The organism is Marivirga sp. (assembly GCF_024636815.1).
Taxonomy (GTDB): Bacteria; Bacteroidota; Bacteroidia; order Cytophagales; family Cyclobacteriaceae; genus Marivirga.
The window spans coordinates 1-24615 of sequence record NZ_JAGXGF010000198.1; the positions used below are offsets into that span (position 1 = coordinate 1).

Here is a 24615-nt window from a genome sequence, read left to right on the forward strand (position 1 = left end):
ACAGAGGTGTTAACTAATCACGGTTTCAATCCAAACTATTTCACTCACTATTGGAAGAGTAAGAAAGGGGATGTTTATCTTTTTTGCTATGAATTTGGATTTATAACCTTCAAAGATGCTAAAGGCACTAAGAAATATACCTTAATAAAGTGGCAGCAGCATATGGCGAATTGATTTATTCAAGTTTTTGTTCAAACGGACGATTTAACAAGTGATAGATAGTGTTTCTTATAAAAACCTACCGATTCTTAAATGCAATACTGCCCATTCCAACATCGAGCAAAAACTCCATGCTTTCGTCAGGATTGTTAATATAGGCTTTATTTCCAAAGGTATTATGACCGATTTTCTCAAAATCCTCGGCCATTTTAATATTACAAAGAGGGGAGTTATTTATTCTGATAATGACAGGGATTTCTTTTGGTGGAAGCAAAATATTCAGATTTCCTGCTCCAACTGATGCGCTTACTCTACTATTAATTTTCCAGTCTGAGCCACAATCAATATTAATGGTTCCAAATCCAACCTCCGCAATAATCTCTTTTGCTAATGCATAGTTCAAATCCTTCACTTCTATATTACCAAAATTGACTTTTACAAAGAAAGTATCCATGGCAATGCTATTCATTACTGCCTCATTATAGGATAGTTTTACATCTGCACTGGCTGACTTAATTTTTAAACGCTCCACCGGCAGTCTGCTCAAATCCACATTTGCTTCTCCCATCAAGTAACTTAGATTCAAATCAAATGCTTGATGTTCCGACAAATTGATTTGCCAGATATCATGGGTCTGATCTGCGGATGAAAAAAAATTATTGGCTACGGATTCGGTGAAATTTAAGCCCATGTGGCTTTTACAGGTTAATTGGGCATCAACTTTTTGCGTATTGTGCAACTTCTCAATTTTAAAAGAACTTGATGCTACATCATTTTCACTTGCTCCTAAAATTAATAAAGGTGTATCTTCATCCACGACATTTAGAAATGATTTGCCTGCTTTAGTAGAAACTTTCAGTTCAATTTTATCGATACCTCTCGATTTTGTGAGCTCAAAATGCTTGTGTAATTGTTGCCCAACTACCGTTGAAACAAAAAAAGAAAGTGTTGTTATTAATAATATATTTTGTAAAGCCTTAGCCATAATGAAGCTAATACGATCGCAATGTTCAATAGGTTGTTGCTAAAATAAAAAACCACTACTCTTTTTAGAATAGTGGTTTAAATATTCGGCATGACGTGATCTTTAAATCCGCAAGCGTCCGCTTGTGCATTCTTTAGGATGAGGCCTAATTAAAAAACTCTTTCACTCTATCAAAGAACCCCTTATCCGCTTTGGTAGGATTGGGCTTAAAATTGTCAGAAGCCCTCATGCTTTCCAACATTTCTTTTTCATCATCAGTGACTTTCTTCGGAGTCCATACATTTATATGGATTAACTGATCTCCTCTGCCGTATCCATTCACATCACCAACTCCTTTGCCTCTCAATCTTAATATTTTACCGGATTGTGTTCCAGTCTCAATTTTGATTTTTACTTTCCCGTCTATGGTTGGTACTTCCACAGTGGTTCCTAAAACAGCATCAACAAAGTTTATATAAAGATCATAGATAATATTGTTGCCATCACGCTTCAATACATCGTGCTCGATTTCTTCAATCAAGATAATTAAATCTCCAGCTGCACCACCCATTGGAGCTTCATTACCTTTTCCAGACATGGATAATTGCATGCCATCCGTAACACCTGCCGGGATTTTAACACTGATTACTTCTTCTTTCGATTGCAGACCAGTATTATCCACATGAGGTGGCTTTTTATCAATAAATTTACCTGAACCATGACAAGTAGGACATGTACTGGCCGAAACCATTTGCCCCAACATGGTATTGGTTACCCGTCTAACTTGACCTGAACCACCGCAAGTATCGCAATTTTTAAATGTCACTCCATCAGCTGAAACCAATCGGTTTACTTTGATTTTTTTCTCAGCACCGTGAGCAATTTCTTTTAAGTCTAATTTAAGCTTAATTCGAAGATTGGAACCTCTTCTTCCTCGGCTTCTGCGTCCTCCACCAGCTCCACCAAAGAAGCTTTCGAATCCGCCACCTCCGCCACCACCGAAGATGTCGCCAAATTGAGAGAATATGTCATCCATATTCATACCTCCGCCACCGAAGCCACCTGCTCCGCCTTTCATGCCTTCATGACCAAATTGATCATAACGCTGACGTTTTTGCGGATCACGCAAAACTTCGTAAGCTTCCGCTGCTTCCTTAAATTTATCTTCTGCTTCTGGGTTATCAGGATTTTTGTCGGGATGAAATTTGATGGCTACTTTTCGGTAAGCCTTCTTTATCTCTGCATCCGAAGCTCCTTTGCTAACACCTAGTATATCGTAATAATCTCTTTTGGCCATCTTAATATTTTTATTCTCCTATAACTACTTTCGCGAAACGGATCACCTTATCATTCAATAAGTATCCCTTTTCAACAACATCCACCACTTTTCCTTTCAACTTCTCATCAGGAGCAGGTATTTTAGTAATGGCTTCATGAATTTCAGGATCAAATTCAATTCCTGCTTCACTATCCATCGCTTTTAACCCTTTATTGATTAATGTCTTCTCAAATTTATTTTTGATTAAAGAAAAGCCTTCTTTCAAACCTTCATTCTCAGACTGATCTTCAAAAGATTTTTCAGCTCTTTCGAAATCATCCATAACAGGTAAAAGGTCTGCAATTACTTCTTCAGAAGCAGTTTTTACTAATTCCAATCGCTCTTTGGCATTTCTTCTTCTGAAATTTTCAAACTCAGAATACAGTCTTAAAAACTTATCTTTAGACTCTGCCAGTTCTATCTCTAACTTTTCGAAATCTGACAATTCTTCATCTTTAGCCTGGGCTTCTGTCTCCGCAGCTTTCTCCTCCTCTGATCTGTTATCCTGATTTTCTTCCTCAGGATTTTGCTCGTCTTTTATATCTTCAGCAGTTTCTGCTTCTTTATTCAAATCTTTTTCGTCTAATTCTTCTTTAGCCATAACTGTATTATGTTATTCTATATAATTTTCAGCTTAGGTGAACAAGTAGTTTGCCAATTGACATATCACTGACAAGATGACATTTGATTCTGAATGTAAATTAATTGTCTAATTAATGCTATTTACGCATTTATAGCCTTCCAAATCATATCTTTAAGCTCATTAATATTGTATTGAGTTAAGGATGAGATAAAAATGTGCTCTAAATCTTTTGGTAATTCTTCTCTGAGTTCTAGCATAAGCTCCTCATCCATCAAATCTGATTTTGTGATTGCTAATAATCTGTTTTTATCCAACAATTCAGGATTATATTCCTTCAATTCATTGATCAAAATTTGATATTCTTTTTTCACGTCCTTACTGTCTGCAGGAATCATGAAAAGTAAAATGGAATTTCTTTCTATATGCCGTAAAAAACGAGTACCCAGACCTTTTCCAGCTGCTGCACCTTCTATAATCCCAGGGATATCCGCCATCACGAATGATCTATCATCACGATATGGAATCACCCCTAAATTTGGCGTAAGTGTAGTGAAAGCATAGTCAGCTATTTCGGGTTTGGCTGCAGAAACTACGGATAGCAAAGTGCTTTTTCCTGCGTTAGGGAAGCCTACCAAGCCAACATCTGCTAACAATTTCAGCTCTAAAATGATCCACTCTTCTTTTCCATCTTCACCCGGCTGAGCATAGCGTGGAGTTTGGTTAGTAGCTGTTTTGAAATTAGCATTACCCAATCCTCCTCTCCCACCTTCAGTTAATATTCTTTCTTCCCCCTCTTCGGTTATTTCAAACCTTACTTCACCGGTTTCAGCATCTTTGGCAACGGTTCCCAACGGAACTTCCAGAATAATATCTTTACCATCAGCACCTGAACTTCTGGCTCCTGCACCATTAGCGCCACCATCGGCAAGTACATGCTTTTTGTATTTCAAGTGTAGCAGTGTCCAAAGTTGCGTGCTTCCTTTCAAAATGATGTTTCCACCACGACCGCCATTTCCGCCATCGGGCCCGCCTTTGGGTACGTGCTTTTCTCTTCGCATAGAAACAGCACCTGCACCTCCTTTACCGGAGCGAGAGCAGAATTTAATATAATCAATAAAATTGGGATTGGCCATGGGACTAAATTTTAAGGCGCAAATTTAGTTTAATTTAAGCAGGAAATAAAAAAGCCGACCTATTTTGAATAAGCCGGCTCCATTAGAACTCAAAAAATTCTATTTTAATTTATCTATTTCACTTGATATTTTATCAAAAATCTCATCAATACTCCCCACACCGTGGATTTTAACATATTTACCTTCTCCATCATAATAGTTGGCAACAGGCAAAGTTTCTTCTTGATAAACCTTAATTCTATTTTCTATTTTCGCTTCATCCTGATCATCAGTTCTCCCTGATGTCTTTCCTCTTTCCTTAATTCGCTTTTTCAATTCTTCTTCAGGAACATCCAAAGCGATCATTCCGGCAATTTTCTCACCTTTTTCTTCCAATAAGGTATCTAAAGCTTTTGCCTGTGGCACTGTTCTCGGAAAGCCATCGAAAATATATCCGTAACTACTTGCTTTAGTTTCTTTGATTCTTTCGTCCACCATACCAATCACCACTTCATCAGGTACTAAATTACCCTCATCCATGTATTTTTGAGCTAGTTTCCCTAAATCAGTTCCTTCTCCCAAATGCTTACGGAATAAATCACCGGTAGCAATATGGGTTAATTTATATTTATCGATTATTTTTTCGCTTTGCGTGCCTTTTCCCGCTCCGGGAGGTCCAAATAATATAATATTCAACATGATTGTAATTTAAATAGAGCCTATTAGGCAATTACATGAGTAAATTTTGTAACTATTTTATTTTCAGTGCCTAGTAATAAATTTTTGTGAAATTAATTATTAGTTTCTGTTTAATAGAAAATCAAATATAAAAGATTTCTGTTTAAAATTGTCAAATTTATCTTAATTGATAAATTTCCTTGAGCTCCCTTCCCAAACCTTCGTAATCTAACCCATATCCCACAACGAATTTATTAGGAATTTCGAAACCGACAAAATCAGGCTTCTCAGCTTTCTGCTGAGCATCAGGTTTATGTAAAAGAGTGGCAACCTTAATTGTTTTTGTACCTAAGTCCTTGAAAGCTTCTAAAAGATGTTCTAATGTAGTACCTGTATCGACAATGTCTTCCAAGATTAAGATGTCTCTTCCGAAAACATTCTCTTTCAAGCCTAGAATTTCCCTGACTTTTCCTGTTGTTTGTAAGGCTTGATAAGATGCAACCCGAATAAAAGATACTTCAACAGGAGTATCAATTGTCCTGATTAGATCAGCGGTAAAAATAAATGACCCATTCAAAACACTGATCAAAAGTGGTTTTTTGTCTGCATATTCCTTGCTTATTTCAGACCCCATTTCTTTTATCCTGTCCCGAATTTGTTTATCGGATATGTAGGGAATAAATTCTTTATCTAAAATCTTGATCATTATAATTCATTCATTAAGAACTGATACATATCTATCATGGATTTGATATCTTTTTTATGAACCTTCTCATCTGGAGAATGCACATTGTCTTCAGGAGCACCAATAAAGCACCAATCAATTGGGTATGGAGATTCTTGTAGTTCGCGTCCATCACTGCCCCCACTAGCCTCTACTTCCAATTGATATGAGATTCCGGAGTTCTCTGCTATATTTTGAATCATCTGCACAAATGACTGCCGGGGCACATTACGATCACGCATTGAAATAGCAACACCTTTTCCATGCTCAACACCTTCTGTCACCCATGTGATATCAGAAATTAAGGCCTGATGAATACCATATTCTTCCACCATAAATTTCGCCAAAAAAGGTACTGCACCTCCTCCATGCTCTTCATAAGCAGAAAAAACGATCATACCATTTTCTAAGGTTTCCGCCAATTTAAGACAATTGAAAATACCTAGCCTGTTATCCAGATAACATGACTGCACATAATCTTCCGTTTCTCTAAAATCACATTCAAAAGTCAGGCTCGCTCCACGATCTATTCCTCTCCCGAATTTATAGAAAGTCTGATTTTCCTCATTAAGCTCCAGTTCACACGCAATAGGCCCTAAAGAGTCTTCTCCTTTCAACTTATAGCCTGTTTTAGCTTCCGGCCCACCAATTGGAATGAGTTGGTTTTCATATCGAACTGTAAAACCTACGGAATCCATATGTGCAAAAACGGCTGTAGTAGGTTCGCCAAAAACAAGTACCAAACAATCTTGAAAATCTTCCCCCTGATGAAGCTTGGGTTTCACTTTCCAGCTTGATTGATTTTTATTTATGTATTGAAGCAGGAAATTTTTCATCATGTATTCTTCTCCTGAAGGTGCATGAATACTGCATAATTGCTGTAGTAGTTTGTAATCTGTCATTGATACAAAGTTATAACCTTTTAACAGGAGATTTGAACATAATCAATAGGATAATTCCATTTTTTAATTTTTTTCTTAAAAAATAAAATTATATTTAGGTTTTGACACAAAATATTGTCGACCTACTTCCATAAATGTATATTTTAGATAAAGAAAATAGCATTGCCAACCACTTTCTAGCTGAATTACGAGAAATCGATATTCAGAAAGACCGCTATAGATTCAGAAGAAATCTTGAAAGAATAGCTGAATTATTAGCTTACGAAATCTCAAAATCCTTATACTTCTCAAATAAGGAAATCCAAACCCCATTGGAAAAAACCTCAATTGCCTTAATGCACGATTTCCCCGTAATTGTAAGTGTATTAAGAGCTGGATTACCATTTCATCAAGGTTTTCTAAATATTTTCGATCATGCAGATTCAGGGTTTATTGGTGCCTTTAGAAAACATAGCGGAGGAGATGAATTTGAAATTGCTATGGGCTATGAAGCACTTCCTCCCATAACCGGAAGGACAGTCATTCTTGCAGACCCTATGCTCGCAACGGGAAAATCCTTAATCAAAGCAGTAGAACATATATGCAAAATTGGCAAGCCTGAAAAGTTTATAATAGCTTCAGCTATAGGAACTCCGGAGGGAATTCAAAATTTTGAAGAAAATTTAAAAGTAGATTTTGAAATTTATTTAGGTTCGCTAGATCGTGAATTAAATGAAAAAGCTTATATTTTACCCGGCCTTGGAGATGCAGGCGATTTAAGTTACGGACAAAAACACACACATTAAATATAAATGCCTCTATCTAATACCATATTGCTTTTTGTTGGTCTGGCTGTCCTTATTTTAGGAGGGGAATTATTGGTAAGAGGAGCCTCTAGAATAGCACTAAGATTAAAGATGTCACCATTAGTGGTAGGAGTAACTATCGTTGCTTTTGGCACCTCTGCCCCTGAATTATTAATTAGCGTTCAAGCCGCCCTGGCTGGAAGCCCTGACATTACAATGGGAAATGTTATAGGATCAAATATTTGTAATCTTGCCTTAGTTTTGGGAGTTACAGCATTGATAGCCCCTATCCCTGTAAATTCTGATTCTATCAAAATTGATTGGCCCATGACAATGGGTTGTTCATTATTACTATATTTCTTAGTTCAAGAAGGTTTTGTTAATGATTATGAAGGAATAGGCTTCATGATCCTTTTATTATTATACCTCATTTTCATCATTAGAAGATCGAGAAAAAATCATATGAGCCCGAAAGATCTAGGTATTGAAGTAGAAGCTCCTCCTTCAGGCTCAACAAAAAATATGATAAAGGATATTTCCTTAATTGCAATTGGTGGAGCCGGACTTTATTTTGGATCAGATTGGTTTGTAAATAGCGCTAAAGATTTAGCTATTTATATGGGAATTAGCGAAAGAATAGTAGGTATTACTGTAGTGGCTTTGGGTACCAGCTTACCGGAATTGGTTACATCAGTGGTGGCAGCCTTTAAAAAAGAAACTGATATGGCCTTAGGTAATTTAATGGGCTCTAATATTTTTAATATCCTCTCTATTTTAGGTATAACCAGTCTAATTGCAGAAATCGAAGTGAGCGATGTCATCATCAATTCAGATATGATTTGGATGATGGGTATAACCCTATTAATCTTACCATTTATGGCCTTAAATAAGATAGTTGACCGTTATGAAGGATTAATTTTACTAGGCATTTATATTTATTACACCATTAATGTAATATCCTAATTAAGTAAAATTTTATCAATCCTCTTGATCCTCATCAGGCAGCATTTCTATATCTTGAATCAATACTCTTTTGGAAATACTTTGGCCCGTTAGTGTGGCAGCTAAACCTCCCATGGCAGTTTCCTTATATTTGGTTTCCATGCTTTGCCCTACTTCACCTAAAGCATCCACACATTCATCAACAGGGATAACTCCACTTACATTGGATAAGGCAATTTGAGCAGAAGAATTGGCTATTGCAGCTGCACTGGCATTTCTTACCACACATGGCACTTCCACCAATCCTGCAACTGGATCGCAAACCAATCCCAACATACATTGGATAGTAATAGCTACTGCATTGAATACTTGGTCAATATCGCCTCCTAAGCAATAAACAATTGCTCCTGCAGCCATGGCTGCAGCACTTCCTGTTTCTGCCTGGCATCCGCCAACTGCACCCGCCAAAGAGGCTTTTTGCTCTATAATTAAAGCTATACCGGCTCCTACCAAAAGTCCTTCTAATATCTTTCTATCTTCTAATCCATGAATTTCCTGCAAGGTAAACATGGTTCCTGGCAATATACCACTTGCACCTGCAGTTGGAGCAGCTACTACTCTTCCCATGCAAGAATTCACCTCTTTTGCAGCTAATGCCCTTGCTATCAATTTCTGAAAATTGGGGTCTAAAACTGTTATCGGATTTTTATATACTTTTTTCGCTCCATTATTGATCATCCCTGAGCGCGATTGCATATCTTCTTCCAAGCCGGTTTTCACTGCATCACGCATGACATCATAGGCTTTCTGCAAATTCTCCCACACAAAATCTGCCTCCTTGCCTTTTTGATCTTTTTCATATTCCAATACCGGCTCAAAAAGTTTAACACCCTTCTCTTCACAGTATTCTTTCCATTCCTTAAATTCACTAAAAAGTATTGACATAATAGTATAGATTTAGCCTAATGCATTAATCGGCAAAGAAACATAAAAGTTTAGCATTATTATAATTCAGAAGCATAATATGAATGTATATTTGCAGCATGGAATTAAAAAACGATCTCCTGCTGAGAGCAGCAAAAGGCGAAAAAGTAGAAAGAACTCCCGTTTGGTTGATGAGACAAGCCGGTAGGATACTTCCTGAATATAGAAAAGTAAGGGCTAGTGTAAGTGGTTTTATTGAATTAGCGCAAACTCCTGAATTGGCAGCTGAGGTTACCATCCAGCCTGTTGATATTCTGGATGTAGATGCAGCCATAATATTCTCCGACATATTGGTAATCCCGGAAGCAATGGGACTCCCCTACGAAATGGTAGAGAAAAAAGGTCCTCGTTTTCCTGAAACCATTAAATCTAAAGCGGACGTTGAAAAGTTAAAAGTAGCTAATGTGGAAGAAAGCCTTTCTTATGTCACAAAAGCTATTGAAATCACTAAAAGAGAATTGAATGGCAGGGTGCCGTTAATTGGTTTCGCAGGTGCCCCCTGGACGATCTTTGCTTATATGGTGGAAGGTTCTGGAAGCAAAACTTTCTCTAAAGCTAAAGCTATGCTTTACACTGATCCTGAATTGTCTCATCAGTTATTGAACAAGATTACAGAAAGTACCATTGCTTATTTAAAAGCTCAGATTTCAGCAGGAGCTGATTTAGTGCAGGTTTTTGATAGTTGGGCAGGTATTTTATCTCATGAGCAATATAAAGAATTTTCGATTCCATATTTGAAGAAAATTGCTGATGCCATACAAGATGTTCCTAAAACGATCTTTGCTAAAGATGCACATGCTGCCTTTGCTGATTTAAGTCAGCTCGATTACCAGACCATTGGTTTAGATTGGACTATGAATCCAAAAGAGGTTCGAAAAATTGTAGGCTCAAACAAAACCTTGCAAGGCAATCTCGATCCTTGCGCTCTTTATGCAGATAAAGCTAGCATACAAAAACATACCAAAAAGATGTTAGAACAATTTGGATCAGAGCGACATATCGCCAATTTAGGACATGGAGTTTATCCTGACATCGATCCTGACCATGTAAAGTATTTTATTGAGGCAGTAAAGGAATATAGTCAGAAATAATTACCGAATATCAAAAGGGATAAAAAGGCAGAGATGATTCTCTGCCTTTTTATTTTATCTAATGAATAGTAGCCATACTAATACTAATAATGGCAATAAGAATGGGATGGAATATCTAATAATATAACCAAAGAAAGACGGCATTTTAATACCTACTTGCTCTGCAATAGATTTCACCATAAAGTTAGGACCATTACCAATGTAAGTCATTGCCCCAAAGAAAACCGCTGCAATTGAAATAGCAGTCAAATCGGCAACCGAGTCATAATAAACACCCCCATTGGCAAATTGTGTGACTTCCGCCAATACTGAAATACTTCCTCCCTGAGATGCCATAGCCGCAGCTAAAAAATTCAAATAAGTAGGCGCATTATCTAAAAAGCCTGACAACACTCCAGTTCCCCAATAAAGTGTATTATGAGTGATTAAAGCAGCACCTGTTTCTGATTTTGCAAAATCACCTACTAAATCAAGTGCTGGCATCATGGTACCAAAAATTCCCACGAAAATAAAGGCGACCTCTCTAATGGGTTCAAAACTGAATTCATTAAGTTCATGAACTTTATCCTTCGCAAACTTATAAGACAAATAAGTTACACTAAGCATAATCACCTCACGAATATAAGAGAACTGTTGTCCATCATAAGTAATGCCCGGCACCCAGGAGAATACATTCGGATCAATAAATACAGAAATGATAATAACTGCTAACCAAAGGAAGTTTCGCTTTCCGTTGATCGTAATTTTATTATCAAAAACTTCTGCCTCATCTTCTTCAGCCCCTGATTTATTTCTTTTATCAAGGAAATAAAAGACTATCGACAAAATTATAAGAGCAAAAATCCACGCTGGCCAGTTATGCTCAAGTGTCCAGAAAAAAGGAACTCCTTTCAGGAATCCTAAGAAAAGTGGCGGATCACCAATTGGGGTTAAGGAACCTCCAATATTACTGACCATAAATATGAAAAATATAATATGATAAGCTTTTATCCTGTTTTTATTTAATCGGATAAAAGGGCGAATTAGCAACATTGAAGCCCCTGTTGTTCCTATTAAATTCGATACAGCAGCACCGATCAACAGCATTGCGATATTTACAAAAGGAGTAGATTTTTTATTAACTTTTATCACAATCCCGCCAGAAGCAATATAAAGTGAGGCTAACAATGAAATAAATTGAATGTATTCAAATGCTGCATGAACAGGACTATGTACATTGTGAATCACAAACAGATAGTAACTCACCACCAGCACTGCCAAAATAACCGCAATTTTTGGGTAATTTTTATGCCAGAAATGTTCATAAAATAGTGGCCCAGTTGCAATCATTAATAATAGCAATACAAAGGGGATAACTGTCCAGGCTGGGGCAGAATGACTTCCTTCGTCCGCTTCGGCTTCTGTACTTTCTAAATCTTCAGATTGGCCTTCTTGATTACCTTCATCTACAATTTCAGTAGAAACTTCTGACTCCGCAGAATAAGTCTTTGGAACAATGAAACTGGTAAGTATTAAGGTCAAAAATATTGCTGAAATAGAAAATAATGATGTTCTCATGCAAATGAATTTTCAAGAATCCTAAGTTAGGAAGTTTCCTTTTAATATACTTAAGAGGAAATGATTAATTATCTGTTAAATTAATTGACTTAAGGCGATTTCAAAAGAAGTCTTCGAAATATTAACATTTGAGTTACTTGCCTCAAAAGTTTTACGGAGCGCTCTTTCAATTGTTCTGGACGTATCCTCAAAAATTGCTTCATCCGTAATTTCAGCATTGGTGGTCATTAAATAAGCAAAAACTCTTGCCATACCACAATTGGCTATAAAATCAGGGATGACGGCTACTTCTTTATCCGCAAAATCTGCAATTGGTCCAAAAAATATCTCCTTATCCGCAAAAGGAACATTAGCACCAGCTGAAATAACCTCCAATTTAGAGGCAATCATCTCTTCCACATGTTCTTGAGTGATTAACCTTGAAGCTGCAGCTGGAATAAATATTTCTGCTTCCAATGACCATATCTTTTCATTGATTTCCTTAAAAGGAATCAAATCATCAGAAATTAACTCATTGCCTTTCCTATTAAGAAATAAATCAGTGAGCGCATCCATACTGAAACCCTCCGTATTGATCAGTCCACCATTTCTATCAATAATCCCCACAATTTTTACTCCTGATTGTGCTAAGAAATATGCGGCCGAGGCCCCAACATTTCCCCAACCTTGAATAATAGCTCTTTTTTTGCTTAATTTTCCTCCCCATATATGATAGTAATGCTCAACAGATTTCGCAACTCCAAAACCTGTCACCATATCTGCAACGGTATATTTCCTTTTAACATCAGGGCTATAGCTAGATGCTTCAATTACCTTGATTACCCCCTGTCTTAACTGCCCAAGTTTTTTAATTTTCTCTGGTTCAGTTGCATTAAAGTGACCATTCACCACTCCTTCTTGCGGATGCCATAATCCATATTGCTCGGTAATTGGTATAACTTCATGGATTTCATCCACATTCAGATCACCACCTGTTCCGTAATAATTTTTCAAAAGAGGGAAAACAGCTTTATACCATCTTTCCAATACTCCTTTTTTCCTGGGATCATTTGGATCGAAATTAATACCAGATTTAGCACCTCCAATTTCAGGGCCTGAAACAGTGAATTTAACCTCCATTGTTTTGGCCAATGACACCACTTCGTTTTTATCTAAGCCTGGTCGCATTCTGGTACCACCACCAGCAGCGCCCCCTCTCAGTGAATTGATCACGACCCAGCCTTCTGCTTCTGTTTCAGAATCTTTCCATTCAAATACTACTTCAGGTCGTTTATTCTCAAATTTCTCTAAGAGTTCTTTCATGTGTTTTGTTGTTTTTAAGTTGTCACATGGAATTCGCAATAAATATTCATCAGGCGGTTAACATAAATTCGCCCTCGGATATTAATGCTCATTTCATATTTTTCAATTTAGTCGGTTCGTAAAAAGTTTTGATGAAATATTTCACCCTAGTTTCCAAAGCGCCAAAACTACAAAAATTAATTTCAAATTTCGCCCAGCTTTTGACCAGATATGCTATTCGATTGAGCACCGGTAACGGAAGCCAATGTGTTCCATTCGTTTCTGACATTTAAAACTCCTAAAAATGCAAAAATCAAGGCTTCTTTATAATCTACTGTTTTTTGATCGGCTACAACAATTTCATAATTTTCATCTAACTTCGATTGAAGCCTTTCAATTAAGAACTCATTAAATGCGCCTCCTCCAGTTAATAAAACTTTACCTCCATTTTTTGCAGAAAGTAATGTATTGGAAATTTGAGAGGCAATATGTTCTATACCAGTTGCAAGCATATCTTCAACCTTATATTTACTAGTGTCTATTTTAGATAAGATTTCAGGTTCGATTAATTCTATCCCTAAACTTTTTGGGAATTCTTTTTTTAAAAAGGAAAAACTATCCCATTCTTCTAAAAGTGAGTTGATTATTTTACCTGATTTAGCAATCAAGCCTTTATCATCATACTCTAAATCTTTCAACTTGGCCAGTCTATTTAACAGGATATTACAAGCACAGATATCATAAGCCAATCGTTTTTTTGCTTGAGTTTCATAAGATAGATTCGCTATGCCGCCCAAGTTGATACAGAAATCATATTCATTGAATAATAATGCATCACCAATAGGTACAAGTGGGGCCCCTTGACCACCTTTCGCCATATCCAGCGTTCTAAAATCTGAAATTACAGGGTGCTCGGTAATGGCGTGAATAAAATTTGGATTTCCTATTTGTAGGGTGAGTTGATTTTCAGGCATATGAAAAACTGTATGCCCATGAGAAGCTATAAAATCAACTTTCAATTTATTTTTAGCAATAAATTCCTTTACTGATTTTCCCATCCACTTCCCCAAATCAACATCTAAATGATGCAATTCTAAACCACTGAGACTTATAGACTCGCTTAATTTAGTTTTAATATCTTCAGGATATTGTTTTGTTTCGCAGTCTATTATTTCCCACTTCCACTTCTGATGTGGCAAAAGTTCAAATCTGCAAAATGCGATATCTAAACCATCTAAGGAAGTTCCGGACATTAAGCCAATGGCATTATAGGTGAGCTTTTGCATAAATTTAATTACTTTTAATTTTGAAAAAAGGAAATATGAACTTAGCCATAGACGTAGGCAATACTAAAACTAAAATAGGTTTTTTTAGGGAAGACCGTTTAGAATCTACTAAAACTTTTGAATCACTTTCTGAAATCAACCAATTTCTAGAATCAAAGGAAATAAATTCTGTTATCATTTCTAGTGTAAAACTTCAATATGAAGATATATTGAATAAATTAACTACTATTCAAAATCCAATATTATTAAGCAACAAAACTCCTTTACCATTCAAAAATCTATATAAATCTGAAACTATTGGCTTGGATAGAATTGCAGCAGTAGCAGGAGCTCAAGCCTTATATCCAGAAGAAAATACCTTAGTTATAGATTTGGGTACATGCATCACCTATGAGGTGCTTGAAAAAGGATCTATCTATCATGGAGGAGCTATTTCACCGGGATTACATTTAAGATTTAAAAGTATGCATAATTTTACGGCCCGTTTACCGTTGATAGAACCTGAAACAATAACTAATGTAATAGCAGACAATACGAAAGATGCGATGCAGAGCGGAGTTGTTTTTGGAATTCAGGCTGAGATTGCGGCTTATATTCAAGAAGTTGAAAGCAAATTTTCACCGCTCAAGACAATAATTACCGGTGGAGATGCAAAATTCTTTGAATCTAAAATAAAAGAGCCCATCTTTGCAATCCCTGAATTAGTTTTAACGGGTTTAAATGCAATTTTAAGATATAATGCGTCACTTTAAGACCGGCTTTATAGCCAGTATTTTTTCCATACTATTTATTTCGACATCATTTTCTCAAGAGCTGGTATCTCCATACTCAGCTTATGGGATAGGATTGGTCTCAGAAAAAGGTTATGTTTCCAATAATGGAATGGGGAACGCGGGAATAGCTTACCAAAGCCCTTGGTTTATTCCAGTTTTGAACCCAGCCTTATTAGGAAGCCAACGATTTACTTCATTTGAGGCAGGATTAAGCATATCCCAAAACAATATAAGTGATGAAGTAACCCGATTTACTCAAGTAAACGGAGGATTAAAATATGTTACAATAGCCTTTCCTATTGTACCCGGTAAATATGCAGTCTCAGTAGCTTTAAGACCATATTCATCCAAAAATTATGAGATTTTAAGAAGAAGCTCCGAGCAGATAAGTGGTCCTCAAGCTGAAATCTCAAGATTTCAAGGAGAAGGAACGATTTCACAGTTCAGTATTGCCAATGGCTGGAATATCACCAAAAACATAGCAATTGGAGCTGAAGCAAATTATAACTTTGGTAGAATTACAGACAGAACAATCTATCAAAATATTGTTGATGAAGGTGACACCATAAATATCCCATATTTAGTTTCAGCTGAATACACTGACAATTTTTCCGATTTTTCTTTTGTTTTTGGAACGAATTTCAAAAAAAAAATAGGTAAAAATTACTTGTCATTAGGGGCTACATATGATTTAGAAGCTAATATAGGCACCACAAGAAATTCATTCCTACAACTTTTAAGTGTAGCCGAAACCCCTATTAGAGCCGAGAATGACGAGGATGCTTTTTTAGAATCCGATAGGGAAGGAACTACAGTCCTACCTGAAAAATTCAGTCTTGGTTTAAGTTATATGAGAGAAAATGCCTGGGCTATTTTAGCTGATTTTTCATATCAAGATTGGTCTACATATAATAGCTTTGGAGTATCTGACAATAACTTTGGAGAGCAAATTAAATTAAATTTCGGAGGTGAGTTTACCCCGGATGTTCAATCAGGAACCAAGTACTATGAAAGAATAACCTATAGAGCGGGGCTTAACATTTCTAATGGTCCGCTAGTTATAAATAATACATCTATAAATTCTTTTGGCATAACTTTTGGTTCTACCCTACCCATAAGTAACATTTCAAACATAAATTTAGCGTTTGAAGTAGGCCAAAGAGGAACTTTATTAAATAATTTAGTACAAGAAAATTATTTAAATTTTAACTTGAGTTTTACTTTTAACGATAGATGGTTTATAAGAAGACAGTTTGATTAAATTTTAAGAAAGATGAAGAGAATTCTATTAACACTAGCATTATTAATAGGTGTTCAAGCTACAATGCTTGCACAAGATGGATGGAACTGGCCAGAAGATCCAGATAAGAAAGCAAAAGCAATGGAAAAAAATGCGCTTTATTCCGATATGCTTACTGCTGAAAAATATGAAGCTGCCAAACCACCATTGGACTGGTTATTGAAAGAAACTCCAGACCTAAACCCTTCTATTTACATACAAGGGGTTAAAGTTTATGAGAATCTAGCAGAATCATCTACTGGTCAAAAGCAAAAAAACATGCAAGACTCTGTTGTACTTTTGTATGATTTGAGAATAAAATATTTCAACGATGTTGAAAATGTGACCAACAGAAAAGCCAATGATGCTTATAATGTTTGGAAAGAAAGAAAAGACAAATATAAAGACTTATATGAGATTGAGAAAGAAGCTATCGAAATGCTAGGTGCAAAAAGCTTTTCTTCCAATGCTATATATTATATGGATGCCGCAAGAAGATATAAATTAACTGGCGGTCCACTTACTGATTTGGATATTATAGCAATTTATGATCAGGTTCAGGATGTTTTGGATGAGATGCTAGCAAGTGGTGAAAGTGCACAAAAAATCCAAAAGGCCAGAGACTATGTTGAAAAGTTATTCAACGCATCAGTAACTATCGATTGTAATATTATTGATCAACAATTATATCCGAAATTTATTGAAGATGGAAAGAAAATAGAAGACGCTGAAAGAATAGTGAAATTTGCTTTAGCAGGTGGTTGCACTAGCTCAGATTCTTTTATTGAGGCAGCTAAAGTAGTACAAGAGAATAGCCCTGAATTTGGTTTATCCCGAATGATAGCTATAAGATTGAAGGCAAATGGAGACTTAGAAGGTGCTGAAAAGTATTTCTCAAAAGCTTTAAAGTATACTGAGGATAATATCAAAAAAGCTGATGTACATATTGAACTGGCTGACATCGCTTCTAAACAGGGAAATAGATCACAAGCTAGGTCTTATGCCTATGAGGCTTTGAATGAAGACCCATCTAGAAAAGAGGCATATGTCATTATTGGAGATTTATATCTGAAAAGTTATGCCGACTGTAAAGGAGGAGAAGATGTAGTAAAAGATAGAGCAGTTTACATTGCCGCATACAATATGTATCAGAAAGGTGGAGATTCTAATAGAATGGGTGTAGCTAAAGAACAATTCCCTTCTAATGAAGATATTTTCAATTATGATTATGAAATAGGTGATGAGGTTAAAGTTGGATGTTGGATTGGAGAAACTGTCCAGGTTCAGATCAGAGACTAAATTTTAATAAAATGCATCAAAAGCGGTCATGAGTTCATTATCTTGACCGCTTTTTTTATTTTTGCCTTATGAAAAATTTAATCCTTTTTATATTTGTTTCCTTTGTTTTTGCTTGCTCTTCAGACTTGGAAGAAAAGAAAAAATTTGAGGCCTACACAGGTCCGATCATGGAGGTGGATACTGTGAAAATATTATACTCAGATTCGGCCAAAGTCAGAGTGATTGTAAACGCAAGCAAACAATATGAATTTGAAAATGGTGATAGGGAATTCCCTAATGATATTTATATTGAATTTTATGAGCCAGATGGGAAGATGTCATCCACTTTAGAAGCTAATTCAGCTTACTATACTAAGGAAACGGACATCTATAAAGCAGAGGGAGACGTTGAAGTAATTGGATACATTGAGCCACGAAAGCTAAACTCCGAAGAATTATATTGGGAGCCTCAAAAGGAAGAAATTTATACAGAAACCTTTGTTAGAATACAATCAGAAGATCAGATTTCTACAGGAACTGGCTTAAGAGCGAAACAAGATTTCTCAAGCTATAGAATACTTAACCCAAGTGGAACAATTTATTTAGACGAGCAAGATAATACTTCGGACAAAAAACAAGATTCACCGCAGAAATCAATAAATAGCGAAAAGGCAAATACTGATAGTAGTAAAATTAAACCCGCTAAAAAAATTATAAACGGACCTAATGAGCCCCAGAAAGAAGCAAACAAATAATAAAAACACAGAGCCGAAAGACTCAAAGCCCAACTTCATTATTGTAGGCTTAGCTTTTGCTTTCTTTATTATTGGTATTCACCAATCTATGACTGTAGGCTTCGAATATTCTTACTGGATTTTTATGTTATCCATAAGTCTCTTACTTTTACAAAGATACTTAAAACAAAAAAACAAAACAGAGGACCGCTCAAAATAGAAAATGGAAAGCAGTTATTTTACATATATTATCGTTTCTCTACTCTTTTCTGCTTTTTTTTCGGGAACAGAAATTGCTTTCATATCATCTAATAAGTTGCATATAGAATTGCAAAGCCAACAAGGTATCATATCTGGTAAAATTCTTTCTAAATTTCTAGAGAAACCTTCATCCTTTATTGGGACGATGCTGGTGGGCAATACTATTTCTTTGGTAGTTTATGGTATTTACATGGCCAAAATGATAGAACCGCTTTTGATAGCTAACCTTCCTCTTTTCTTTCAAAATGATGTGTTTATTCTATTAGCTCAAACATTTGTCGCCACAATATTTGTCTTATTTGTAGCTGAATTCACTCCTAAAAGTATTTTTCTGCTCAACCCCAATGGTTTATTATCATTTTTTGCAGTTCCACTTTGGCTTATTTATTACTTAACTTATCCAATCGTTTTCTTTATAGTCAGTTTATCAAAAGTATTTATAAAATATGTTTTGAGACTAAAATATGAAGAGGATAAACCTGTTTTCGGTCTAACGGATTTAGATCATTTCGTAAAAAACACTGTTCAACTCGATCACCAGGAAAGCAAAGTAGAGTTAGACAAGAAAATTTTTAATAATGCACTGGAATTCAAAACCATTAAGGTCAGGGAATGCATGATTCCAAGAACCGAAGTAGTTGCGGTGGATATAGAAGATACAACTGAAGAATTGAAGGATGCTTTTAATGATAGCGGCCATTCTAAAGTATTAATTTATAAAGACACTATTGATGATGTTATTGGGTATTGCCACTCACTAGCTTTATTTAAAAAACCTTCTTCCATCAAAGAGATATTAACGCCTATTATTATTGTGCCTGAAACCATGCCTGCTAATGAATTAATGATACAGTTTATTCAAGAGCATAAAAGTTTGGCCTTAGTAGTGGATGAATTTGGCGGTACTTCAGGGATTGTGAGTTTAGAAGATATCATTGAAGAAATATTTGGTGAAATTCAGGATGAACATGACGATGAAGATTTGGTGGAGGAAAAAATTTCTGCGGACACCTTTATTTTTAGCGCTAGGCTTGAAATCGATTATATAAACGATAAATATTATTTAAACCTGCCGGAAGGTGATTATGATACTTTAGGAGGTTTTATTTTATCCATAACAGAGAATTTCCCGCAATTAAACGAGGAAGTGAGCAGCCCTCCTTTTCGATTTGTGATAGAAAGTATGGAAGAAAACAGAATAAATCTTGTAAAATTAATTATCACTAACCCAAATTAAGCTAAAAGTAATAAATGGAATCACTTTGATATTAATCATTTATACTATTATTTTGCGAATCTTTGAAATAAACAAACATGGGAGTATTTAATACATTAAGAGTAAAAATGGGGTCGGTATTGATCGCCCTGATAGGATTATCCATATTAGCTTTCTTGCTAACTGACTTGCTTGGGCCAGACTCCATGCTTTTAGGAGGTGGGAGATCAAATGACGTTGGTGAAATTGCTGGTGAAACTATAAACTTACCTGAGTATCAGCGTAAAGTTGAAGAATTCAAAAACAATTTCAGAGCTGGAAATGGCAGAACTCCTACTGATCAGGAAATGACCTCAATCCGTCAACAAGCATGGGATTATCTTATCATAGAAAAAGCTTTTCAAGAGCAATATGATGAGTTAGGTCTTGAAGTCACTAATGAAGAATTGGTGGATATGGTTCAAGGTAATAACATCAGTCCTATTGTAAGACAGAATTTCACTAATCCTGAAACTGGCGAATTCAATAAAGAGCAAGTTGTAAATATTATTAGAAATATTGCTCAAGCTCCGGCAGAACAACAAGCACAATGGTATTCATTTGAATCTTCATTGGTTCCTGCAAGAGCTAGAACCAAATACGATGAGCTATTAGGTTCTTCTACCTATATCACAACTACAGAAGCTCAAAGAGCTTATCAAAAAGAAAATGAAACTGCTGAGGTAGAATATTTATATATCCCTTATTATTCAGTGAAAGATTCAGTAGTAACTCCGTCCGATTCAGAATTAAAGAGCTATTACAATGAAAATAAGGATAAATATGAAACTGATGCTACCAGAACAATCAGTTATGTAAGCTTTGAACTACTGCCATCAGGAGAAGATTCAACCTATATAAAAGAAGAAATTGAGGAATTAAAATCAGAATTTCAGAAAGTCGAAGATGATTCAGCTTTTGCTCGTTTAAACTCTGATAGAAGTAATTCCTTTAGAACTTATCCAATTTATCAACTTCCTAGAATATTGGCATCTAATACTAACATATTGAAGGAAGGTGATGTTATTGGTCCATACATTGAAGACGGTGCTTACATTTTATACAAAACTTCTGAGATTTATGAAGACACTGTTTCTTCTGTTAAAGCAAGCCATATTCTAATTGAAGCTGAGGATGATAGTGATGCTGCTGACGCTAAAGCAAAGCAAGAAGCACAAGAAGTACTTCAAAAGGCTAAAAGTGGTCAAGACTTTGCGGAATTAGCAAAAGATTATAGCGATGGCCCTTCTGCTACAAGAGGTGGAGATTTAGGTTGGTTTAGAGAAGGACAAATGGTAGATGAATTTAATGAGGCTGTTTTCGCTAAATCAGGTGCAGGAGTTATTAATAATGTTATCAAAACTCAGTATGGCTACCATATTATTAAAGTTACAGAAGAGAAAACTTCCAAAACTTATAAGATAGCTACTATCTACAGAGATATTTTACCTTCTGAATCAACTAGAGATAATCTTTATAGAAAGGCTGATTTATTTGCTGCCTCAAATAACAATTATGCAGAGTTTACTGCATCCGCAGAGGAAAGTAATTACAGCGTAAGAAGTTCAGGTAAAATGACACCTAATCAAAGAACTATAGGAAACTTAGGTTCTGCAAGACCATTAGTAAGATGGGCTTTTACAGAGGCTTCAAAAGGCAAAATTTCAGAAGTGTTTGAAACAGACTCTCATTTTGTTGTTGCAGTTTTAACAAATGAAACTGAAAAAGGAACTGCTGATTTTAATGAGGTTAAAGCTATAGTTTCCAGAGAATTAAAAGAAAAACTTAAAGGAGATATAATTAAGGAAAAATTATCTGACTTATCAGGTAATTTAACTGAAATAGCTACTGCTTACGGAACTGATGCAAATGTTTATACATCAACTGACGTAAAAATTTCTTCAAATTCATTACCTAATGTAGGGCAAGCACCTACGGTTATTGGAACTATCTTCGGATTGGAATTGAACACTCAATCGCAACCTTTAGAAGCGAATAATGGTATAGTAATCGTAAATGTGTTGAATAGAACACCAGCGCCTGAAATTGCAGATTATAATGCATATAAAGATCAATTAGCCCAAAGCAGAAAGAATAGTGTTTCTTTTGAAATTAAAGCTGCAATTGAAGAAAAAGCTGATATAGTAGATGAAAGGTATAAGTTCTATTAATTTATTATATACTTAATATTTTAAGGGGCTTTTTAGCCCCTTTTTTTTGTGATGAAAAATAATTGAAAGTATGAGTACAGAAAAAGATATCGAATCTTTCAGAGAAAAACTGGAAGCCGTTTCGGAATGGCCTAGCCTTTATATGTTTAAATTTATCGTAGAAGCAGAAAAGCAGGATCAGATTAAAGATATATTTGAAAATCATGAGGTAATTGTAAAGCCTTCCAGTAAAGGCAAATATGTGAGCTTGACCATAAAAATGTTAGCTAATTCTGCTGAGCAGATAATTGAGAAGTATCTGGAAACCAATAAAGTAAAAGGCGTTATCGCTTTATAGAATAAGACAATGTAACAATTCAATTTTAGAGCGGTTAAAGAAGTAAAAGGAAAAGATTATGTGGAAAGAAGAAAACAATACGCTAAAAAGAACATTAGAATTTAAAGATTTTACTGAAGCTTTCGGCTTTATGGCTAAAGTGGCCATTGTAGCTGAAAAAATGGGACATCATCCTAATTGGTCTAATGTATATAACAAAGTTAGCTTTGAATTGACGACTCATGACGAGGGAAACAAGATTACTGAAAAAGATAGAAAGCTTGCTGAGGAAATTGATAAATTAGTTTAATAAAATCTTTACTTTTGGGGATGGAGCAATCAGAAACTCAACTTTACTTGGTGCCCACCCCCATTGGTAATTTGGAGGATATGACCTATAGAGCGGTCAATATCCTCAATAGTGTGGATGTAATTTTAGCAGAAGACACTAGAACCTCAGGCAAGCTGCTCAAGCATTATGACATCAAAAAACCGCTGCAGAGTTTTCATATTCATAATGAACATAAAAAAGTAGCCCAAGTAATTGAGGATTTAAAAGCAGGAAAAATTATGGCATTGATATCCGATGCCGGAACACCCGGAATCTCAGATCCGGGTTTTTTATTGGCTAGAGAAGCCTTGAAGAATAATATTAAATTAGAATCCCTCCCGGGAGCTACCGCCTTAATCCCCGCATTAATTAAATCAGGATTTCCAAATGATAGATTTATATTTGAAGGCTTTTTGCCTCATAAGAAAGGCCGAAAAACAAGAATTGAGAATTTGAAGGAAGAAGATCGCACTATCATTTTTTATGAATCACCTCACCGCTTGCTCAAAACATTAAAACAATTAGCTGAAGTAATGGGAGAAGAACGTATGGCCTCTGTTTCCCGAGAGCTTACAAAATTATTTGAAGAAACAATTACAGATACATTAGCTGGGCTGATAGAGCATTTTGAAAAAACAGCCCCTAAAGGAGAAATTGTATTGGTACTAAATGCTAAATCATGATTAAAAAACTACTATTAGGAATACTATTTTTTGCTTCTTTTGAAGTTTCCTCACAAAACACTCTTTCTAAAAATGCTGAAATGAGTTTAATTACCGTTGCCCCCGGTGATGAACTCTACTCTGGATTTGGACACTCAGCATTATGGGTAGAGGATCAAAGTAAAGGCTTGAGCGTAGTCTTTAACTACGGAACTTTTGATTTTGAGACACCTGGCTTCTATATGAAATTCATAAGAGGGAAGTTGGACTATATGCTGTCTGCGGGAAGATTATCTTACCTAGTGAATTCAGCTAAAGCTGAAAAAAGATCAGTCATTCAACAGAAACTCAATTTAAATTTAGAGCAAAAAAACCAAATCTATAACTTCCTTTTGGAGAATATAAAACCCGAAAATAGATTTTATCAATATGATTTTTTCTTTGATAATTGTTCTACCCGCTTTAGAGATTTACTTGAGAATGTTTTAGGTGACGGATTAGTTTGGGAAAGAGATGCAGAAGGGCTTACATTCAGAGAATATCTGGACATTTATTTGGCCGATAAGCCATGGCAAGACTTCGGTATCGATCTGCTTTTGGGTCAACCCACAGATGATTTGGCAGATAAAAGAAATGAGATGTTTCTGCCCGATTTATTGATGTTACATTTTGATGAAGCCACTTATAATGGAAAACCTATAGTTGAGGATAAAATCATTATTTATGAAGCTGAAGAAAATGAGGATAAAGCCGGGTTTCAAATTCTCCCTGAATACATAACATGGTTTTTATGTCTATTTGGAATATTCCTGAGCGTAAGGCATCACAAGTCAAAATTGAACGATGTTTGGTACAACAGAACTCTTTTTGTAATAACTGGACTATTGGGTTGCCTTATATTCTTTTTATGGTTTTTATCAGATCATGTAGTAACAGTGAATAACTGGAATATGATTTGGGCATTTCCATTAAATATCGTTTTAGCCTTTTTGCTATTCAAAAAACCGGCAAAAAAATGGCATACAGCATTTTACGCGATATTCGGAATCATTCAATTTATGGTTTTGGGGTTTTTCTATACGTTACCGCAAGCCATGCATGCAGCCGTATTGCCAATCGTTTTATATTTCGCCTTTAAATCTTTTAATCTATTATACAGAACAAAAAAAATGAATGTATAAAGCGGTCC

24 protein-coding genes are annotated in these 24615 nt (G+C 35.6%); 13 read left to right on the plus strand and 11 right to left on the minus strand.

Translation table 11 applies throughout. The features are described 5' to 3' along the window. Positions 1 to 238: 238 nt before the first annotated feature. The 7 genes from Q0L29_RS14245 to Q0L29_RS14275 all read right to left on the minus strand — a co-directional run bounded on the left by Q0L29_RS14245 (position 239) and on the right by Q0L29_RS14275 (position 6440). Positions 239 to 1144 carry a hypothetical protein gene (locus tag Q0L29_RS14245; RefSeq protein WP_296622728.1) on the minus strand — a complete coding sequence of 302 codons (906 nt, stop codon included), beginning with the start codon at positions 1142 to 1144 and terminating at the stop codon, positions 239 to 241. 145 nt (positions 1145 to 1289) lie between these two features. Continuing rightward, positions 1290 to 2420: a molecular chaperone DnaJ gene (dnaJ, locus tag Q0L29_RS14250; RefSeq protein WP_296622730.1), complete on the minus strand. Its 1131-nt coding sequence runs from the start codon at positions 2418 to 2420 to the stop codon at positions 1290 to 1292. A 10-nt stretch (positions 2421 to 2430) separates the two neighbouring features. Next, positions 2431 to 3042: a nucleotide exchange factor GrpE gene (locus tag Q0L29_RS14255; RefSeq protein WP_296622732.1), complete on the minus strand. Its 612-nt coding sequence runs from the start codon at positions 3040 to 3042 to the stop codon at positions 2431 to 2433. 122 nt (positions 3043 to 3164) lie between these two features. Beyond that, complete coding sequence (gene obgE, locus Q0L29_RS14260) at positions 3165 to 4157, minus strand: GTPase ObgE (RefSeq protein WP_296622734.1); 993 nt, start codon at positions 4155 to 4157, stop codon at positions 3165 to 3167. 99 nt (positions 4158 to 4256) lie between these two features. Beyond that, the gene (locus Q0L29_RS14265; RefSeq protein ID WP_296622736.1) at positions 4257 to 4835 is read right to left on the minus strand and encodes an adenylate kinase; all 579 of its coding nucleotides are present in this window, start codon (positions 4833 to 4835) and stop codon (positions 4257 to 4259) included. 157 nt (positions 4836 to 4992) lie between these two features. Continuing rightward, a complete protein-coding gene (gene hpt, locus Q0L29_RS14270) occupies positions 4993 to 5520 on the minus strand; it encodes a hypoxanthine phosphoribosyltransferase (RefSeq protein WP_296622739.1) in 528 nt (175 codons plus the stop codon). Next, positions 5520 to 6440, minus strand: a complete 921-nt coding sequence (locus tag Q0L29_RS14275) for a M20/M25/M40 family metallo-hydrolase (RefSeq protein WP_296622741.1) — start codon at positions 6438 to 6440, stop codon at positions 5520 to 5522. Before Q0L29_RS14275 ends, hpt begins: the two co-directional genes overlap by 1 nt. Before the next feature lie 134 nt (positions 6441 to 6574). Between Q0L29_RS14275 and upp the strand changes: the two genes are divergently transcribed. Then, complete coding sequence (gene upp / locus Q0L29_RS14280; protein ID WP_296622743.1) at positions 6575 to 7225, plus strand: uracil phosphoribosyltransferase; 651 nt, start codon at positions 6575 to 6577, stop codon at positions 7223 to 7225. Between the two features lie 6 nt (positions 7226 to 7231). Beyond that, positions 7232 to 8188 (plus strand): calcium/sodium antiporter, encoded by a 957-nt coding sequence (locus tag Q0L29_RS14285; RefSeq protein WP_296622744.1) that lies wholly within the window; start codon positions 7232 to 7234, stop codon positions 8186 to 8188. Positions 8189 to 8203: 15 nt separating this feature from the next. Here Q0L29_RS14285 and sdaAA read toward each other — a convergent pair whose 3' ends face one another. Continuing rightward, complete coding sequence (sdaAA, locus tag Q0L29_RS14290) at positions 8204 to 9112, minus strand: L-serine ammonia-lyase, iron-sulfur-dependent, subunit alpha (RefSeq protein ID WP_296622746.1); 909 nt, start codon at positions 9110 to 9112, stop codon at positions 8204 to 8206. Positions 9113 to 9210: 98 nt separating this feature from the next. Here sdaAA and hemE point away from each other — a divergent pair, with 98 nt between their 5' ends. Then, positions 9211 to 10242: a uroporphyrinogen decarboxylase gene (gene hemE / locus Q0L29_RS14295; RefSeq protein WP_296622748.1), complete on the plus strand. Its 1032-nt coding sequence runs from the start codon at positions 9211 to 9213 to the stop codon at positions 10240 to 10242. A 54-nt stretch (positions 10243 to 10296) separates the two neighbouring features. Here hemE and Q0L29_RS14300 read toward each other — a convergent pair whose 3' ends face one another. The 3 genes from Q0L29_RS14300 to Q0L29_RS14310 form a co-directional block, all read right to left on the minus strand. Continuing rightward, positions 10297 to 11799: a sodium:proton antiporter gene (locus tag Q0L29_RS14300; RefSeq protein ID WP_296622750.1), complete on the minus strand. Its 1503-nt coding sequence runs from the start codon at positions 11797 to 11799 to the stop codon at positions 10297 to 10299. A gap of 75 nt (positions 11800 to 11874) precedes the next feature. Then, complete coding sequence (locus Q0L29_RS14305) at positions 11875 to 13101, minus strand: Glu/Leu/Phe/Val dehydrogenase dimerization domain-containing protein (RefSeq protein ID WP_296622751.1); 1227 nt, start codon at positions 13099 to 13101, stop codon at positions 11875 to 11877. A gap of 182 nt (positions 13102 to 13283) precedes the next feature. Next, positions 13284 to 14366, minus strand: coding sequence for an anhydro-N-acetylmuramic acid kinase (locus tag Q0L29_RS14310; protein ID WP_296622753.1), 1083 nt, complete (start codon positions 14364 to 14366; stop codon positions 13284 to 13286). Positions 14367 to 14386: 20 nt separating this feature from the next. Here Q0L29_RS14310 and Q0L29_RS14315 point away from each other — a divergent pair, with 20 nt between their 5' ends. The 10 genes from Q0L29_RS14315 to Q0L29_RS14360 all read left to right on the plus strand — a co-directional run bounded on the left by Q0L29_RS14315 (position 14387) and on the right by Q0L29_RS14360 (position 24607). After that, entirely contained in the window at positions 14387 to 15118 is a 732-nt protein-coding gene (locus tag Q0L29_RS14315; protein WP_296622755.1) for a type III pantothenate kinase, read from the plus strand. Then, a complete protein-coding gene (locus tag Q0L29_RS14320; protein WP_296622757.1) occupies positions 15105 to 16400 on the plus strand; it encodes a hypothetical protein in 1296 nt (431 codons plus the stop codon). Before Q0L29_RS14315 ends, Q0L29_RS14320 begins: the two co-directional genes overlap by 14 nt. A gap of 12 nt (positions 16401 to 16412) precedes the next feature. Then, the gene (locus tag Q0L29_RS14325) at positions 16413 to 17717 is read left to right on the plus strand and encodes a hypothetical protein (protein WP_296622759.1); all 1305 of its coding nucleotides are present in this window, start codon (positions 16413 to 16415) and stop codon (positions 17715 to 17717) included. 68 nt (positions 17718 to 17785) lie between these two features. Then, positions 17786 to 18451: an LPS export ABC transporter periplasmic protein LptC gene (gene lptC, locus Q0L29_RS14330; RefSeq protein ID WP_296622760.1), complete on the plus strand. Its 666-nt coding sequence runs from the start codon at positions 17786 to 17788 to the stop codon at positions 18449 to 18451. 202 nt (positions 18452 to 18653) lie between these two features. Continuing rightward, complete coding sequence (locus Q0L29_RS14335; protein WP_296622762.1) at positions 18654 to 19928, plus strand: hemolysin family protein; 1275 nt, start codon at positions 18654 to 18656, stop codon at positions 19926 to 19928. Positions 19929 to 20005: 77 nt separating this feature from the next. Continuing rightward, the gene (locus tag Q0L29_RS14340) at positions 20006 to 22117 is read left to right on the plus strand and encodes a peptidylprolyl isomerase (protein ID WP_296622763.1); all 2112 of its coding nucleotides are present in this window, start codon (positions 20006 to 20008) and stop codon (positions 22115 to 22117) included. A gap of 70 nt (positions 22118 to 22187) precedes the next feature. Beyond that, the gene (locus tag Q0L29_RS14345; RefSeq protein WP_296622765.1) at positions 22188 to 22454 is read left to right on the plus strand and encodes a DUF493 domain-containing protein; all 267 of its coding nucleotides are present in this window, start codon (positions 22188 to 22190) and stop codon (positions 22452 to 22454) included. A 58-nt stretch (positions 22455 to 22512) separates the two neighbouring features. Further along, positions 22513 to 22743, plus strand: a complete 231-nt coding sequence (locus Q0L29_RS14350) for a 4a-hydroxytetrahydrobiopterin dehydratase (RefSeq protein WP_296622767.1) — start codon at positions 22513 to 22515, stop codon at positions 22741 to 22743. A 20-nt stretch (positions 22744 to 22763) separates the two neighbouring features. After that, positions 22764 to 23447, plus strand: coding sequence for a 16S rRNA (cytidine(1402)-2'-O)-methyltransferase (gene rsmI, locus Q0L29_RS14355; protein WP_296622768.1), 684 nt, complete (start codon positions 22764 to 22766; stop codon positions 23445 to 23447). Further along, positions 23444 to 24607, plus strand: a complete 1164-nt coding sequence (locus Q0L29_RS14360) for a DUF4105 domain-containing protein (protein ID WP_296622770.1) — start codon at positions 23444 to 23446, stop codon at positions 24605 to 24607. Before rsmI ends, Q0L29_RS14360 begins: the two co-directional genes overlap by 4 nt. Positions 24608 to 24615: the final 8 nt, after the last annotated feature.